A 15,456-nucleotide genomic window follows, 5' to 3' on the forward strand; every position below is an offset into this window, starting at 1 on the left:
CTCCCATCTTTCTGTCAATCCCGCCAGACAAGACCAATGAATTAATGAACTATTTACTTTTACGCGCTTTTCTTTCCCATCATTTTCTTTATCTCATCCCCAAAAACAGCCCCACCCAACAATAGCACCAGCAACACCGAGCCAGCCATAGAAATATCCTCCCCGAAATAATACGAAGCCGGGTGAAACACAAACTCCACCTTATGTTCGCCTGCCGGGATTTGAGCTGCCCTTAATAAATAATCAGCGCGGAAATATGGTTTCTCTACCCCATCTATCAGCATTTTCCAGCCTTTATCGTAATACACCTCGGAAAACACCGCTACGCCGCCCGTTTTTGACGCCGATTTATATACCATATGATCGGGATTATAGGCAACCAATTTTATAGTAGATGCGGTATCACCCGCCGGTATTTTACCGGCTATGCTTTGGTAGCTTTTATCAGCCACAGCCTCATTTTTTGGCGAAAAGCTGCTAAGTGCCTTCATTTCGGCATCAGCGCCATCCACATATTTTATATTTTTTATAAACCAGGCATTACCACATGCATCAGGGTTGGGCAATAATACCTGGCCTTGTTTGGATGAATCGGGTATGATGACGTATTTGGCATTCAGCATATTCAGCACAGCCGGGTTTGCTCCCCTAATAAATTGGTTATCTATCAGTTCATCGTATCGCTTCATTCGGGCGGCCGAGTAGCCACCTAAAGTTTTATGGAAAAACGGGTTCTGCACATCTTGTTTTATAGCCGCAGTAGCATCGTATACTCTAAAATCGGGGTCCGTATCTTTAGCTATCTCAATGTCAACAGGTCTTTGTGGTACTGCTGATTCCTGTTTGTCGGTAAAATTATCATCCTTTAAATAGCGCTTATCTACCTGCCAAAGATCAACTAATACTACGGCGAACAATAGCAAAGAAACCGTTGCGAGGCTCAGTTTTTGCCTGATAAGCGCCCAAACAATACCAAAAGTAACCAGCACAAACACCAGCGAACGAATAGCGTCGGCACGCTCAAGGCTTGCCCGGTCTTTAACTACCGCATTGGCAAAGGCATTGGCCATTGCTGCGTCGCCTTTTAGGGCCTGTGTTAAACTGGCAACGCCGCTTAGCTGGTCGCTTGGCCTGAAACTCAGCAGTAACTCGGGTACCAGGATCATTATCAGTACCAGCCCACCGGTTATATACAAGGCAAGCAATAGCTTTTTAACCAGCGCCTTTTTATCGGCAGCAACAATAACCTCCTGTATGGCCAGGAAGGCCAGCACGGGGAAACAAAGCCCGGCCACCGCCAAAATAGATTCAACCGCGCGGAACTTATTGTATAGCGGAAAATACTTCAGAAATATATCAGACACATATGGCCAGTTGCCGCCAAATGACAACAGCATGGTTAATACCACCGTACCCAGCAGCCACCATTTTAAACGGCTTTTAACTATGATAAGGCCAAAAACAAACAAGAGACAAATACTTGCACCAAAATAATACGGACCGCTGGTACCCGGCCGCTTTTCGCCCCAGTAAAGTGACAGGCCAGGGAACGACGAAATTTGCTGAGCATAATTTAAAGCCTGCCCGGGTTGCTCGCCTTTATCTGTGAATACTTTAACGGTTTCTGAATTTTGATCAATCAATTCCGGGCCCGATGCACCACCCGAAGCGTTTGGCACCAAAAAGGTAAGGCATTCGGCAACGCCCTGGCTGTATTGATAAATATAATCTTTAGCCAGGCCATTTTGCGGCTCTTTGGTGCTGTTACTTAGATTTGACTTTCCACGATAGCTATCCTTGCCGTATTCATAAGTGCTCCATAAGGTTGAAGCATTTACTGCGAAGGCCAATAGCGATGCGGCCAATAAATACCCTAATGATTTCAGGAACGACGCCGTAGTTTTATTTTTAATAGCGTGATACAGCTCGATACCCAATAAAATTAAAATAGCCAGCATTAGATAATAGGTCATTTGCAAGTGGTTCACCTTAATTTCGATAGACAAAAACAAAGCAAGCAAAGATGCCCCCAACAGATACCGCCCCCGTAATGCCAGTATAATGCTGGCTATTATAGGCGCGAAAAAAGCGATAGCAAAAGCCTGGTTGGTATGGCCGGCCGCCAGCAATATCATATTATAGCTGGTAAACGTAAAAGCCACGGCTCCGGCCGCTGCCAGCCAGGGATTAAGCTTTAACACATTGAATAAAAAGTAGGTACCAAACAAAAACACTAACACCATGCCAACCGGGTTAGGTACGGCGTAACCAATAACGGCTATAATATGTGTAGCAATGTTGGCGCTGTAAGGCGCCCAGATTTGGTATGCGGGCATGCCGCCAAATATCTGGTTCGTCCATAAAATGGTGGTATCGCGGGCGCGATAGTCCATTATCTCCTTCTGGGTCGATTGCGCGCCAAGCACGTCGCCCTGCCCCAATGTTTTTCCCTGAAATGCAGGCGAAAAATATAAAAAGCACAGTACCAAAAAAACACCCGCAACGGCAAAATGTATCCCGTTACGCTTCAGCCAATCCATCATAAGCAGCAATAATTATATATTTTTTAAAAATACAATTATTATTGGTCATTGGTCATTGGTCATTGGTCATTGGTCATTGGTCATTGGTCATTGGTCATTGGTCATTGGTCATTGGTCATTGGTCATTGGTCATTGGTCATTGGTCATTTAAGGCCAAGTTTGATTGGAGAGTCCTTGTTTTAAAAATTTTCAAATAATCCACTAATGACAAGCGAAGCGACAATGACTAATGACAGCGTAGCGAAATGACCAATGACAAGCAGATCATGGAGTAATTTTATAACTTTCCTTAATAACGGCCTCATTTACGGCTTTTACCCTGTTTAGCTCCATCTTTTCAACCGCGCGATTGTAGGTTAATATACCATTCACTTCATGTTCAACATCGGTGGTTTGGGTATAAATGGCAACACTTAAACCTTTGTATCTCATCAGCTGTTCAACTTCGTCAAGTAAAAACACATACCTGTCGGTAAGGCGTGCTTTTGTTGGCTCATAATCATAAGCATTGTTTTCTACCGGCCACATATGGTTGCGGACAAACAGGCCAACGCCGCCAAATTCGCCCAACGATGCCGCACGATGATCGTCGGGTACCGAGGCGCCGTACGGGCCTACATAGATATGGGTATCTACATAATCGCCATTACCGGGGTCGCCATAAGCTTTCTGATACGACGGGTTATTATTAAAGCCCGAATTGCCGTTTACCAGCCTGGATGGGTCGTACTGTTTAACCCAATTGGTTATGTTTTTAACGTCAAACGCACCCCAGTTTTCATTAAAAGGCACCCAGGTAATGATGGACGGCGAATTATAATGATCGTCTATAATTGCTTTCAATTCCTTACGGAATTCCTTGCGGGTTTTAAGGGTATCTTCATTTTGATACCAGATGGCCGGCATATCCTGCCAAACAAACAAGCCCATTTTATCTGCCCAGTAATAAAACCGTTGAGGCTCGGTTTTCATATGTTTGCGAATAAGGTTGAAACCCGCATTTTTGGCAAAGCTAATATCAAATTTAAGCGCCTCCTCTGTAGGTGCCGTTAAAACCCCATCGGGCCAATAACCCTGATCGAGCAGGCCAAGCTGCATGATAAACTTGCCATTAACCAAAGGGCGGATAAAGCCGTTAACCTTACTCAATTTTATATCGCGCATGCCGAAGTAGCTTTTAACTTCGTCAGCAACGCTGCCATCGGCATTTTTCAGGCTGATCTTCAAGTCATATAAAAATGGATCGTCTGGCGACCACAGTTTGGGCGATTTAATGGGTAGGTAAAAGTAAGTATCACCGGCTGATTCTGCTTGCGAAACTACTTTGCCGCCATCAAGTGCCACGGCAGTTAATTTTCCGCTCGCCCGTGTATTTACCTCAACTTTTAGCCGGTTATTTGCCAAATCGGGCAGTAAACGAATGTTATTAATGTAGTTTTTGTTAACCGGTTCTAACCAAACGGTTTGCCAAATGCCCGAGCAGAAGGTATAATCGCCACGTGGCCCGCTTTTTCCTGATGGTACGCGGCCATCGTTTAAGTCATACGCCGCCACAACCAATGTATTTTTACCCGTTGTTAAAAAAGGCGTAATGTTAAAGCTAAAAGCATCATAGCTACCGGCATGTGCTCCCACCTTATGTCCGTTTACAAATAAAGTGGCGTTATGCGCTACGGCATCAAAATGAATAATTACCTGTTTATTTTTCCAGCCGGCAGGCACCTCAAAACTACGGCGGTACCACATATTAATTTCCTGCTTACGCTGAATGCCGGACAATACCGATTCCGGACAGTAAGGAACACGGATTTTATTTACTTCGCCGGCAAATGACAATGGTTTTTCGGGAGCGAGCGCATCCTGCACATTTTTTCCGCCCTGGTAATCCCATTGGCCATTAAGGCACATCCAATCGTTGCGCTGCAATTGCGGCCTTGGATATTCGGGAAACGGAATTGGGGCATCCATAGCGGTTTTTGTCCAGGCTGTGGGCAATATTGCCTCCTGGGCAAATAAAACAGAACAACAAAAAAGGTTAAAAAGCAAGGATAGCAAGAGCTGTTTACTTTGGTTTTTAGTCATGGTTGATAGGTTATTTTGATGTTAAGCCAAACTTAAAATAATTTATTTGATTAGCTGTCCCGATCTGTTCGGCTGTTTTCTTAGCGGTGCCAAAATAAAAATGGCCGGCGAAATTATCACCGGCCATATCATACATAGTCCAATCGGCCTTCTTTACTTTTCAATTTGTTTGGAAAGATCCTTCAAATCTCCGGGTTTTAAGTTCCAGGTTGCGCCTGTAAACCTAAGGTAAATTTGTTCGCCGGTTTGGGAGTTAATTACACTAACCATTTTACATCCCCCGGTTAAAACCGATAAAAGATAAAACGTTGGTGTTTTGTCGTCGAGGATTTTTTTATCTAATTCCTCATTGCTGATAAGTTTGTATTTAAATGTAACATCTTTAAATAACTTTAAGGTATCTAAACTATGCCCGTCGCGTGTGAATATTCCCCCATCCCGATAGTCATCTGCGTTAATATAAATAGTTTGATTTTTTAGTTTTGCTACCTGATCTTTATTAGTCTGCTCATGGGTTAAGCCAATTTTTTTGTCGGCTGTTATCGCCGCCGAAATTATTTGCAGATAGCTTTTTAAAAAACCAGGACTCCAGTTGAAAATGTGTTTGTTGCCATTAAAATCAAAGGAAAATGACTGGCCCATATCGGTATCTACATAAACCTCTCCTATCGCAGTTCTATCTATTCCAAGTTGTATTTGAGCTAACCAATCTTCATCCTGGGCTCTAAATTTTCTGCCTTTTTTTATTGCTCTATCTTTAGGGGTAAAAAGATTAAGTGTAAATATTACAACCGTACTATGCCCTGCAGCTATTTTATATGGTTCGAGTATAAAATAGGTGTCATTCGCAATTACGTTTTCATTTAGGTCTTGTTTTTTTAAAAAGCTTACACTTTTAGTAATTGTCCAGTTCTTTTTAAATACGTCTAAAAATTCTGCTGCCCTCGGAAACGAGGTATCATTAACAAGTACGTGGGTATTGCCGTTTTTAATACGGTCGAGTATACCCCTGCTATAAAAAGTTTCGAGCTGAGCCTGAGCCGGGTACGAAAAGCAAACAAACAACAATAGGCTAAATAGCAGCGGCCTGGCGTAATAAAATGTCATAAGGTTAAAGTTTCTTTGCCGCGAAAATAGCAATCGCTGTCTGCAACTGCAATATAAATCGGAATTTGAAATGTTTTTATTATAAAGAAACAGCCGGCGAATGAGTTGCCAGCTGTTTTGTGTTATATTTTATCCAAAGTCATCCAAACTAATAAATCCTAAAAACCGCTTAGTTCGGCAAAATACTTATGGAACAGCGGGATAGTTTCAATCCCTTTATAGTAGTTAAAAATATCGTATTTCTCGTTGGGTGAGTGCAGGGCGTCGCTATCCAAACCAAAGCCCATCAACACTGTTTTAAGGCCAAGTTCGGCTTCAAACAGGGCCACAATCGGGATGCTACCGCCGCCGCGTGTTGGTATGGGTTCTTTGCCAAATGACTCAGCGATGGCTTTTTGGGCGGCTTTGTAGGCTATGCTATCAGTTGGCGTTACTACAGGTTCGCCGCCATGGTGGGGCGTTATTTTTACCTTAACGTTGGCCGGGGCTATGCTCAGGAAATGTTTGGTAAACAGTTGGGTAATTTGCTCAAATGTTTGGTTGGGTACCAGGCGCATGGATATTTTGGCGTGGGCCTTTGATGGCAATACCGTTTTGGCGCCCTCGCCAATGTAGCCACCCCAAATGCCGTTAACCTCTAAAGTTGGGCGGGTACCGGTACGCTCAAATGTTGAATAGCCTTTTTCGCCCCAAAGTTCAACAACATCAAGATCTTTTTTGTACTCAGCCTCATCATAAGGTGCGTTGTTAAGGGCGGTACGCTCGGCCGGAGTTAATTCAATTACCTCATCGTAAAAGCCGGGGATAGTGATATGGTTATTTTCATCATGCATCGCGGCAATCATTTTACTCAGGATAGTAATCGGGTTGGCCACTGCACCACCATAAACGCCGGAATGCAAATCGCGGTTAGGGCCGGTTACTTCCACCTCCACGTACGATAAGCCGCGCAGGCCGGTCTCTAAAGATGGGTGCTCCATGCTGATCATAGATGTATCTGATATCAGCACCACATCAGCTTTCAATTTATCTTTATTGGCCTTAACAAATATGGATAGGTTTGATGAGCCAACCTCTTCTTCGCCCTCAATCATAAACTTAATATTGCAGGGCAATGTATCTGTTTGCATCATCAGCTCAAATGCCTTTACATGCATGTAAAACTGGCCTTTATCATCGCAGGCACCGCGGGCATAAATTTTACCATCGCGCACGGTGGGCTCAAACGGAGGTGTGTGCCATAGCTCGATAGGATCGGCTGGCTGTACATCATAATGCCCATAAACCAGCACCGTTGGTTTAGCAGCATCAATTATCTTTTCGCCGTAAACAATCGGATAGCCCGCTGTTTGGCATACCTCTACATTATCGGCGCCGGCGTCGCGTAGTTTTTGGGCCACGTGGTCGGCAGTATTTAAAACGTCGGCTTTGTATTTGGGATCGGCACTCACCGAAGGAAAACGCAAAAGGGCAAATAATTCGTCGAGTAAACGTTGCCTGTGCTCATCAACATATTGCTTTATGTGCTGCATGGTATTTAGTTTGGCGCAAATATATTGATGTTTATTGATTTGGGCGAACGATGCGCCGGCGGCAACAGGGTCAACGCATCTGATTGGGTTAACATAACTTAACACATTTCAGATAAATATTTATAACTATCTGATAATAAATATCTTAAATTTAAACATGGTTAACACTAAAATGATCGTGCAATTAAGTTATCGTTTGATGCTTATGTCACTCATTCCAATAGCTGTTTAAAGGCGGGCGCCCCGCCGGCTATAAGGAAAGTTTACAGCGTGGGCCTGGGTAGGTATTTGTGCAATTATAATTTGAAATTATCGTATCCCTTTTTAAACACAAATTCCCCGAAAATCCAGGGAACGCAAAAGTGTTTTTCATAAAAAATGATGCCGATGCATCTAAAAAGGTTGAAGAACACATCAACCTGCATCAGTTTGTAAATTAATCGGCTGTAGCCAAATCGGCTTTGGGGCCATGGCCTGCCTTGGCTGTGAATGATTCGGCTTCGGTTTTTGTTGTAACAGGCGCCGATTTTGTTTCTTTAGTACTTAAGGAGTAGGCTGTAATGCCTGATGTTAATATGATGGCTATCGCGATGATGATCTTTTTCATGATGTTGTATATTGGATGTTTATAAAAACCGGGTTGCTAAGCAATCAATTACGCAGCGAAATCTGCATTACCCAAGTCTCTTTTTGGGCCGCCGGTGAAAGCAAAGTCAGCATTACCTAAATCCCTTTTTGGACCGCCGGTGAAATCTGCATTACCTAAATCTCTTTTTGGACCGCCGGTGAAAGCAAAGTCAGCATTGCCTAAATCCCTTTTTGGACCGCCGGTGAAATCTGCATTACCTAAATCTCTTTTTGGACCACCTGTAAAAGCAAAGTCAGCATTGCCTAAATCTCTTTTCGGACCACCTGTGAAATCTGCATTACCCAGGTCTCTTTTCGGGCCACCTGTGAAAGCAAAATCTGCATTACCTAAATCCCTTTTCGGACCGCCGGTGAAATCTGCATTACCTAAATCTCTTTTCGGGCCACCTGTGAAAGCAAAATCTGCATTACCTAAGTCTCTTTTTGGGCCACCTGTGAAAGCAAAGTCTGCGTTGCCTAAGTCTCTTTTTGGACCACCTGTGAAATCTGCATTACCTAAGTCTCTTTTTGGGCCACCTGTGAAAGCGAAATCTGCGTTACCTAAATCTCTTTTCGGGCCGCCGGTGAAATCTGCATTGCCTAAGTCCCTTTTTGGACCACCTGTGAAAGCAAAGTCAGCGTTGCCTAAATCTCTTTTTGGGCCACCTGTAAAATCTGCATTACCCAAGTCTCTTTTTGGGCCGCCAGTGAAAGCAAAATCTGCGTTACCTAAATCTCTTTTTGGGCCACCTGTAAAATCTGCATTACCTAAGTCTCTTTTTGGGCCGCCAGTGAAAGCAAAATCTGCATTGCCTAAATCTCTTTTCGGACCGCCTGTGAAATCCGCATTACCCAAGTCTCTTTTTGGGCCGCCGGTGAATGCTGTTTGGTTAGATAAAATTTCTGCTTTTTTATCTGCGTTTACAAATGATGTGAGGATAGTGCTCAGTGCTAATACTGCTATGATTGATTGCTTTTTCATGATTTTATTTTAAGGAAGGGGATTTAATATTTTGTTTACTTATATAAATGTTTTCGGTGTGTGTTATCAGTCGGCCTGGCCCAAATCTTTTTTGAAAGCCGAGGTTGATGGGGCAAGGGATATAGCCTCTGGTTTTGCTGTTTGTTTAACAGAAGTTTGTGATGATAAAATACCAGTAGCTGCAGTTAAGCTTACAATGGTTATGATGATGAATTTTTTCATGTCGTTTTTAATTTTTTTGAGTTTTTTAAATGCTTTTGTCGATCAATTGAAATTTTAGTCGGCACTACCAAGGTCCCTGCGTGCGCTGTTTTCAAAAGAGTGCAGCGAAGCTGTTTCATGGGTTATGGTTTCTCTTTTACAAGAAAAGATGCATCCGGTGAACAAAATTGCCAGGGTGATAGTGATAAATTTTTTCATGATCGTTATTTTCTGTGTACTTGCTTAATAATCTAATTCTTGTTCGTTTTTAATGCCCTAATAATCAGTCGGCATTTGCCAGGTCTTTTTTAAAACCCGAATCCACTTTTATGAAACCCGCGGCCCGGGGCTGTTCAGCTTTTTTTTGTGATATTAAAACCGCAGATGACAAAACTCCTGTGCTTGCTACAAGCAATGTTAAGAGTGTTAATTTTTTCATATTTATAAATATTTTATATTAGTATTCTATTATTTTAAGTATTAATTAACAGTAGGAACCCAAAAACTTGTAAAGGCTTTTTTCATTAGCCTGTAAAATGCTTTTAGCTATATTTTATCATCTTTTTTTCGATAACATTTTGCAATAATTTAAAAACATCTTGCTTTTTTGCCATCTTTTTTACATATTTTATAAAATAAATTATTAGATTTAAACACGATAACCTGCGGTTATCAATAAAGCAACTTTATACTTTATTAACTATATTTAAGCAACAGGCAGCGTATCACACACATATAACGTCTTTTAAATATTTTTCACTGCCAAAAAGCAGCCTGAAGTTCAATTTTCATGTTCAAAAATATTAATTAAGACGCATTATAATACAAATTAATCAACTGTATATCAATCAATTAACAAAGCAAATATAGATATGTTTTTTAATTTTCAAGAAAATTCTATAAAATAATTATCAACATCTTTTTCTTTACGTTTGCCAATATATTTCGGTATAATTTATAACTTTCACTTTCAATACATCGTAACAGCGCTTTAATGAAAAGAACCATCGTATTTCTTTTATATTTTTTTACCGCTTTTGCCTTATACGCAAAGGATCTTGATGGAGATGCAAAGGCCGATACCAGTGAAATTATCCGCATAAATAAACAAGCCCTGGCCAACCGCTTAACCGATCCCGAGCAAACAGTTATCGACGCTACAAAGGCTATGGACCTGTCGCGTAAATTAAACTACAACAACGGCATAGCCGAGGCATACCGCGTTTTGGGCCTTGCCAACTATTACCTGGACCAGCCAGAAAAATCATTCGAAAATTATTTGAGTGCCGCTACATTTTTTGCCAAAGCCGGCAACCTGGGCGGCGAAGCCAAGGTATATAATAACATGGGCAACCTTTACCGCGACCATGATGCCAATAAATCGCTTGATTATTTTTTTAAATCGCTGGCTATCGCCAACAAAATAAACAATATAGATTTAATTGCTTCGCTAAACCTCAACTTAGGCAACGTTTATACCCGCAAAAACAGCTATAGCCAGGCTTTAAAATATTACAACAACAGCCAGGCAATTTTCAGGTCGCTCAAAGACTCGGTAAACCTGGTACAGTGTGCGCAGAATATTGGTGTGGTTTATTTTAAACTTGGGCAATTTGACAAAGCGCTGGCCATGCTGCTGGAAGCTAATGCAAATGCTAAACGACAGGATTTGAACGAATCAATTGCCAGTATTGATTTAACACTGGCATCGTTGTACATGAACCAGAAAAAATTTGATGATGCCGAAAAAATAGTAAACGAGGGAATAAACTATACCCGGCTGGTAAAAGACCCTAAACTGGAATACGATTATAAACATACCAGCTACGAGTTGGAATATAATCGTAAAGATTACGCCAAGGCCATGTTTTACCTGCGCGAAATTTATAAAGTGGATAGCGCCACTTTTAAAACCAACACATCGGTACAAATGAAACTGATTGAGGCCACCAGAAAGCAGGAGGAACAAGTAAAAGAGAACGAACGGATTGCCGAACGACAGGCATATGACCGTACCAAGTTTTGGGCCGTAACAATAGTTGCAGGCCTTTTGCTTATTGTAATAGGGCTGCTGTTTGGCAACGTAAAACGAAAGGCAAAAACCAATGCCCAGCTTACCCTGCTTAACGGCGAAGTATCAAGGCAAAAGGATAACCTCGATAGAATAAACCACCATCTTGAAGAGATTATAGATGAGCGCACAAAAGACCTCCAGATAAAAAACCGAAAACTATCCGAACACTCCTCTTACCTCTCGCACCAGATTCGCGGGCCGATAGCAACCTTGCGCGGCTTGATTAACCTGGAAAGAGAAGGCCTTGTTGACGAAAAAGAATGCATCACCATGATGGATAAATGTGTATCTGAAATTGATGAAAAGATTATCGAGATGAGCGATATGCTACACGGGCCGGCAAGGGCCTGATAAGTCGAAATTAAAAAATCAAAAGTCAAAATTAAACGCGGGTGCTGGTAAGTGGTAGCCGGCGATGTAAAATCAAAACGGGATTTACCTTCGTTGCCGCATGATAAATGCTATGGCGATGCAGCTTCAAATTGTACCCCTCTCCTATCGTCAAATAACAAAGCGGTTGCGCTAATTAAAATTAAAGGCCATTGGTAGCGTGCTGTGTATCTGTGCTTCAAAAAGCCCCAGGTAAATACAGTACCAGGATATCATTTGCAGTATCAGCAACTGGCGGTGCCTTTTGTAACCTTGCGTTTCAAACGCAATGGTATCATTGCCGGCAGTAACAAAAAACCTTACTTCGCCCTTGCTGGGTTTAAAGGTTGACCTTAGCATATCAAACGCTTTAACTTTTAGCTTGCTATTCGGATCATGAATGGTGCCGTCTTTTAAAGCTTCGTTTTTTGAAATGGATATCAGGTAGTTGGACATAACAGTATATTGTTTTTCAGGGTAAAAAACAGGCAACAATTTTTACTCCAAAAACCTAAATAACAAAGCGGCATAAACCTTTTATGTTTATACCGCTTATAAATTTTACAAAAGTTTCCTTTAGTTAAATATAATTAATCAATATTTAACATCTAAAAAACTCGTTATGAGCAAAGTGTAGCAATTACTGTATGATAAACCCACATGTGTTAGGTTTATAGCACAACTATTAAATTATACGGCCACCGCGCTTTTATTGCGCAGTTCTTCATAAAGCAATATTACCTTACGTTGCAGGTTGGCAATCTCCGCTTCACGATCAACAAGTTTTTTTTGAGCTACGCTGAGGTTTGATGGGGTAAGGTCAATTTCTTCTGCATCAAGTGCAAGCAGGTTTACCACATTCAGTTCAAATATATTTGCAATTTGTTCAAGACGCGATAAGTTGATATCCGTGACACCTGTTTCTATTTTTGAAAACGCCGGGATAGAAATACCTAACCGGTTTGCTACATCTTCCTGACTCCAACCATGCTGGTGGCGTAGGGTACGAATGTTTTTGCCGACAAACTTATTTGTCTTCTTTTTTGTAATCTCGCTCATTTGTGGGGTATCAATAATAAATTAGTTCAAAAACATAACCAAACGTTATGCCATTGTTAATTTACCTTAAAATATACACCCGTCCCGCACAATCGATTGGGGACGGGAGCGAGAACGGGGAAACAATTCCACAAAATGTGGGATTAACTGTTAGTTTATATTATTGATTATATACAGCTTGGCAAATTTAAGTAACAGTTGCTTTTGGCCAATTTCTTTAAAAAAAATGGTTGCTTTAACATCGGGTTTGTTACCCTCCAGGCTAAGTACCTTGCCAAAGCCAAAACGTTCGTGTTCAACTTCCATACCTACCTGTAGGTTTGAGGTATCGGACGGTTTAAAGCCTGCCGACACCACATGAGCCTTAGCCAATATCGATGTTGTTTTTATTGGTGCCGATGTTGCCGGCTTGGGTTTCGAAAATGCATCGGCCTGCTTATTCCCCCCTCCTGTCCAGGCCTTGCGCTCATCGTCAAAAAATGGATTGTTACTGGTTGTTGTTTTGGCGCTATAGTCAAGTTCAAGGTATTTGGCATCTATTTCATCTAAAAAGCGGCTCGGTTCGCAGCTAATAAGCGTTCCAAACTTAAAACGTGATGTGGCATAGCTAATAGTGAGCTTTGATTCGGCACGCGTTACGGCCACGTAAAACAAGCGGCGTTCTTCTTCCAGGTCACTGCGCGAGTTGAGCGACATTTGAGATGGGAAAAGGTTTTCCTCGAGTCCGACCACGTTTACCTGCGAAAACTCAAGTCCTTTTGATGAGTGTATAGTCATCAACGACACGGTATCGGCATCCTTATCTTTATCCTTATCATCATTGGTAAGCAAGGCGATATCCTGCATGAAAATATCCAGGCCTTTCTCCTCGATGTCTTCACGTTCGCTAAACTCTTTGATCCCGTTCAACAGCTCCTGGATATTTTCGTAACGGTTAAGCCCTTCTACAGATTTATCCTCATACAAGTCTTTTAAAAGCCCTGAGTGCTGCGCAATATACAAAGCCGACTCATAAGCCGATTTGGTTTTAGCAAGCACCTGGAAGCTTTGAATCATGGTTGCAAAGGCCGCCAGGGTTGATGGGGGTTTACCATCATAATATTTGGCCGGTTCGGCAATTACCTCCCAGGGGGTTACCTGGTGGGCATCGGCACTTACAATTATCCTATCAACACTGGTATCGCCTATACCGCGTTTGGGGTAGTTAATAACACGTTTTAGTGCTTCCTCGTCATTTGGATTAAACGTCAGGCGGAAATAGGAAATTAAATCCTTAATCTCTTTTCGCTGATAGAATGACAAGCCTCCATAAATTTTATACGGAATACCCAGCTTGCGCAGGGCCTCCTCCATCGAGCGCGACTGTGCGTTTGTGCGATACAGGATGGCAAAGTTATTCCAGTTTTTGCCCAGGCGGCTCCTGTCTTCCATAATCGACTCGGCTACCATTTTACCCTCTTCATTATCGCTGAAGGCGCGCATGATCTTTATTTTATCGCCTGCTTCCTTTTCGCTGAAAACATTCTTTTTAAGCTGCTCCTTGTTATTGCTGATGATGCTGTTGGCAACATTCACAATATTCTGGGTCGACCGGTAGTTTTGCTCCAGCTTAAACACCTTCAAATCCGGGTAGTCCTTTTCAAAATTCAGGATGTTTTGAATATTTGCCCCGCGAAATGCGTAAATACTTTGTGCGTCATCGCCCACAACACATAAATTCTCGTTAACTGCAGCCAGTTTTTTCACAATCAGGTATTGCGAAAAGTTGGTATCCTGGTACTCATCCACCATCAGGTATTTAAACTTGTGCTGGTATTTATTCAGCACATCGGGGTGCAGTTTGAGTAATTCGTTGGTTTTATAAAGTAAATCGTCAAAATCCATAGCTCCGGCACGGAAGCACCGGGTAGCATACAGCTCGTAAATTTTGCCCAGCTGCCCACGCCCTGTAGCTGTATCGTCGGCCTGTATCTGCTCGTTTTTATTATACTCCCTGAAAGATATCAGGTTGTTTTTTGATGCCGAAATACGGTTAAGCACAAAGTTTACCGCGTATAATTTATCATCAAGGTTAAGTTCCTTAATAATAGCGCGCAATACACTTTTGCTGTCATCGGTATCGTAAATGGTAAAGTTGCTGGGGTAACCAATCTTTTCGGCCTCCACGCGCAAAATTTTGGCAAATACCGAGTGAAAGGTACCCATCCAGATGTTTTTGGCCTCGGGGCCAACTACATGCGTAATACGCTCGCGCATTTCGCGGGCGGCTTTGTTGGTAAATGTTAAAACCAGTATATTAAATGAGTCGACACCCTTGCGGATAAGATGCGCCACCCGGTATGTGATCACCCTTGTTTTGCCCGACCCGGCACCAGCGATAATCATCACCGGTCCGTCGGTTTGTTCTACCGCTGCCCTTTGTTCGGGGTTTAAACCCTGTAAATAATCCAAAATCTTTTCCTCTTTTTCTTAAAGCAGCGAAATTAAGGTTTTGTGCCGAAAGGGGAAAGTAAGATTAGTATAGAAATACTAACAATGGGCTTTAGGATGTGCAAATTTCAGATTTCAGATGTGCAGATGTTTACTGACTGATTTTTAGAATCCCATTGAATTTGGTTCAAACTTAAAATCCTGAAAATTCTTTAATTCGGTAAATTCAGGTTCAGACAGTATCTACACATTTGCAAACTGCACATCCATAATTAGTTAGCCTATTTTTTTTATTTATTTCTCTTCGTTATTAACTATATATTTAATATATTCGTGTAATACATATACCGAAGCAAAAAAACACCCTTATAAATTAAAAACGTTCCTGTTTTTGATATTAAAATGACATTATAATATTGAAAAATAAAAACAATTAACCTGAAAGCAACT

General features: G+C 41.8%; 12 protein-coding genes. 1 reads left to right on the plus strand and 11 read right to left on the minus strand.

Features of this window, described 5'->3' with window-relative positions:
• Positions 1–59: 59 nt before the first annotated feature.
• From FSB76_RS03325 to FSB76_RS32040, 8 genes are all read right to left on the minus strand, one after another.
• On the minus strand, positions 60–2,543 hold the full coding sequence (locus FSB76_RS03325) for a glycosyltransferase family protein (RefSeq protein ID WP_147052181.1): 2,484 nt from the start codon (positions 2,541–2,543) through the stop codon (positions 60–62).
• A 264-nt stretch (positions 2,544–2,807) separates the two neighbouring features.
• Positions 2,808–4,625, minus strand: coding sequence for a glycoside hydrolase family 2 protein (locus FSB76_RS03330; protein ID WP_147052182.1), 1,818 nt, complete (start codon positions 4,623–4,625; stop codon positions 2,808–2,810).
• 153 nt (positions 4,626–4,778) lie between these two features.
• Positions 4,779–5,732, minus strand: a complete 954-nt coding sequence (locus tag FSB76_RS03335) for a hypothetical protein (protein WP_147052183.1) — start codon at positions 5,730–5,732, stop codon at positions 4,779–4,781.
• Positions 5,733–5,890: 158 nt separating this feature from the next.
• On the minus strand, positions 5,891–7,264 hold the full coding sequence (locus FSB76_RS03340) for a dipeptidase (protein WP_147052184.1): 1,374 nt from the start codon (positions 7,262–7,264) through the stop codon (positions 5,891–5,893).
• A 436-nt stretch (positions 7,265–7,700) separates the two neighbouring features.
• Entirely contained in the window at positions 7,701–7,871 is a 171-nt protein-coding gene (locus FSB76_RS32030; RefSeq protein WP_158642827.1) for a hypothetical protein, read from the minus strand.
• Positions 7,872–7,919: 48 nt separating this feature from the next.
• Positions 7,920–8,873, minus strand: a complete 954-nt coding sequence (locus FSB76_RS32325) for a hypothetical protein (RefSeq protein WP_192910122.1) — start codon at positions 8,871–8,873, stop codon at positions 7,920–7,922.
• 66 nt (positions 8,874–8,939) lie between these two features.
• On the minus strand, positions 8,940–9,095 hold the full coding sequence (locus FSB76_RS32035; RefSeq protein ID WP_158642829.1) for a hypothetical protein: 156 nt from the start codon (positions 9,093–9,095) through the stop codon (positions 8,940–8,942).
• Between the two features lie 54 nt (positions 9,096–9,149).
• Complete coding sequence (locus FSB76_RS32040) at positions 9,150–9,293, minus strand: hypothetical protein (protein WP_158642830.1); 144 nt, start codon at positions 9,291–9,293, stop codon at positions 9,150–9,152.
• 775 nt (positions 9,294–10,068) lie between these two features.
• On the opposite strand from FSB76_RS32040, the gene FSB76_RS03350 reads away from it, so the two are divergent.
• A complete protein-coding gene (locus tag FSB76_RS03350) occupies positions 10,069–11,499 on the plus strand; it encodes a tetratricopeptide repeat protein (RefSeq protein ID WP_147052185.1) in 1,431 nt (476 codons plus the stop codon).
• Positions 11,500–11,670: 171 nt separating this feature from the next.
• On the opposite strand, the gene FSB76_RS03355 is transcribed toward FSB76_RS03350, so the two are convergent.
• From FSB76_RS03355 to FSB76_RS03365, 3 genes are all read right to left on the minus strand, one after another.
• Positions 11,671–11,973, minus strand: coding sequence for a hypothetical protein (locus FSB76_RS03355; protein WP_147052186.1), 303 nt, complete (start codon positions 11,971–11,973; stop codon positions 11,671–11,673).
• Between the two features lie 234 nt (positions 11,974–12,207).
• Positions 12,208–12,576 (minus strand): helix-turn-helix domain-containing protein, encoded by a 369-nt coding sequence (locus tag FSB76_RS03360; protein WP_147052187.1) that lies wholly within the window; start codon positions 12,574–12,576, stop codon positions 12,208–12,210.
• 150 nt (positions 12,577–12,726) lie between these two features.
• A complete protein-coding gene (locus FSB76_RS03365) occupies positions 12,727–15,027 on the minus strand; it encodes an ATP-dependent helicase (protein ID WP_147052188.1) in 2,301 nt (766 codons plus the stop codon).
• Positions 15,028–15,456: the final 429 nt, after the last annotated feature.

Origin of the sequence: Mucilaginibacter ginsenosidivorax (assembly GCF_007971525.1) — a bacterium.
Classification (GTDB): domain Bacteria; phylum Bacteroidota; class Bacteroidia; order Sphingobacteriales; family Sphingobacteriaceae; genus Mucilaginibacter; species Mucilaginibacter ginsenosidivorax.

Bases quoted from the DNA above. Each gene is read 5' to 3' on its own strand.
- FSB76_RS03325 (WP_147052181.1), bottom strand. From the start codon at position 2,543: ATGATGGATTGGCTGAAGCGTAACGGGATACATTTTGCCGTTGCGGGT.
- FSB76_RS03330 (WP_147052182.1), bottom strand. From the start codon at position 4,625: ATGACTAAAAACCAAAGTAAACAGCTCTTGCTATCCTTGCTTTTTAAC.
- FSB76_RS03335 (WP_147052183.1), bottom strand. From the start codon at position 5,732: ATGACATTTTATTACGCCAGGCCGCTGCTATTTAGCCTATTGTTGTTT.
- FSB76_RS03340 (WP_147052184.1), bottom strand. From the start codon at position 7,264: ATGCAGCACATAAAGCAATATGTTGATGAGCACAGGCAACGTTTACTC.
- FSB76_RS32030 (WP_158642827.1), bottom strand. From the start codon at position 7,871: ATGAAAAAGATCATCATCGCGATAGCCATCATATTAACATCAGGCATT.
- FSB76_RS32325 (WP_192910122.1), bottom strand. From the start codon at position 8,873: ATGAAAAAGCAATCAATCATAGCAGTATTAGCACTGAGCACTATCCTC.
- FSB76_RS32035 (WP_158642829.1), bottom strand. From the start codon at position 9,095: ATGAAAAAATTCATCATCATAACCATTGTAAGCTTAACTGCAGCTACT.
- FSB76_RS32040 (WP_158642830.1), bottom strand. From the start codon at position 9,293: ATGAAAAAATTTATCACTATCACCCTGGCAATTTTGTTCACCGGATGC.
- FSB76_RS03350 (WP_147052185.1), top strand. From the start codon at position 10,069: ATGAAAAGAACCATCGTATTTCTTTTATATTTTTTTACCGCTTTTGCC.
- FSB76_RS03355 (WP_147052186.1), bottom strand. From the start codon at position 11,973: ATGTCCAACTACCTGATATCCATTTCAAAAAACGAAGCTTTAAAAGAC.
- FSB76_RS03360 (WP_147052187.1), bottom strand. From the start codon at position 12,576: ATGAGCGAGATTACAAAAAAGAAGACAAATAAGTTTGTCGGCAAAAAC.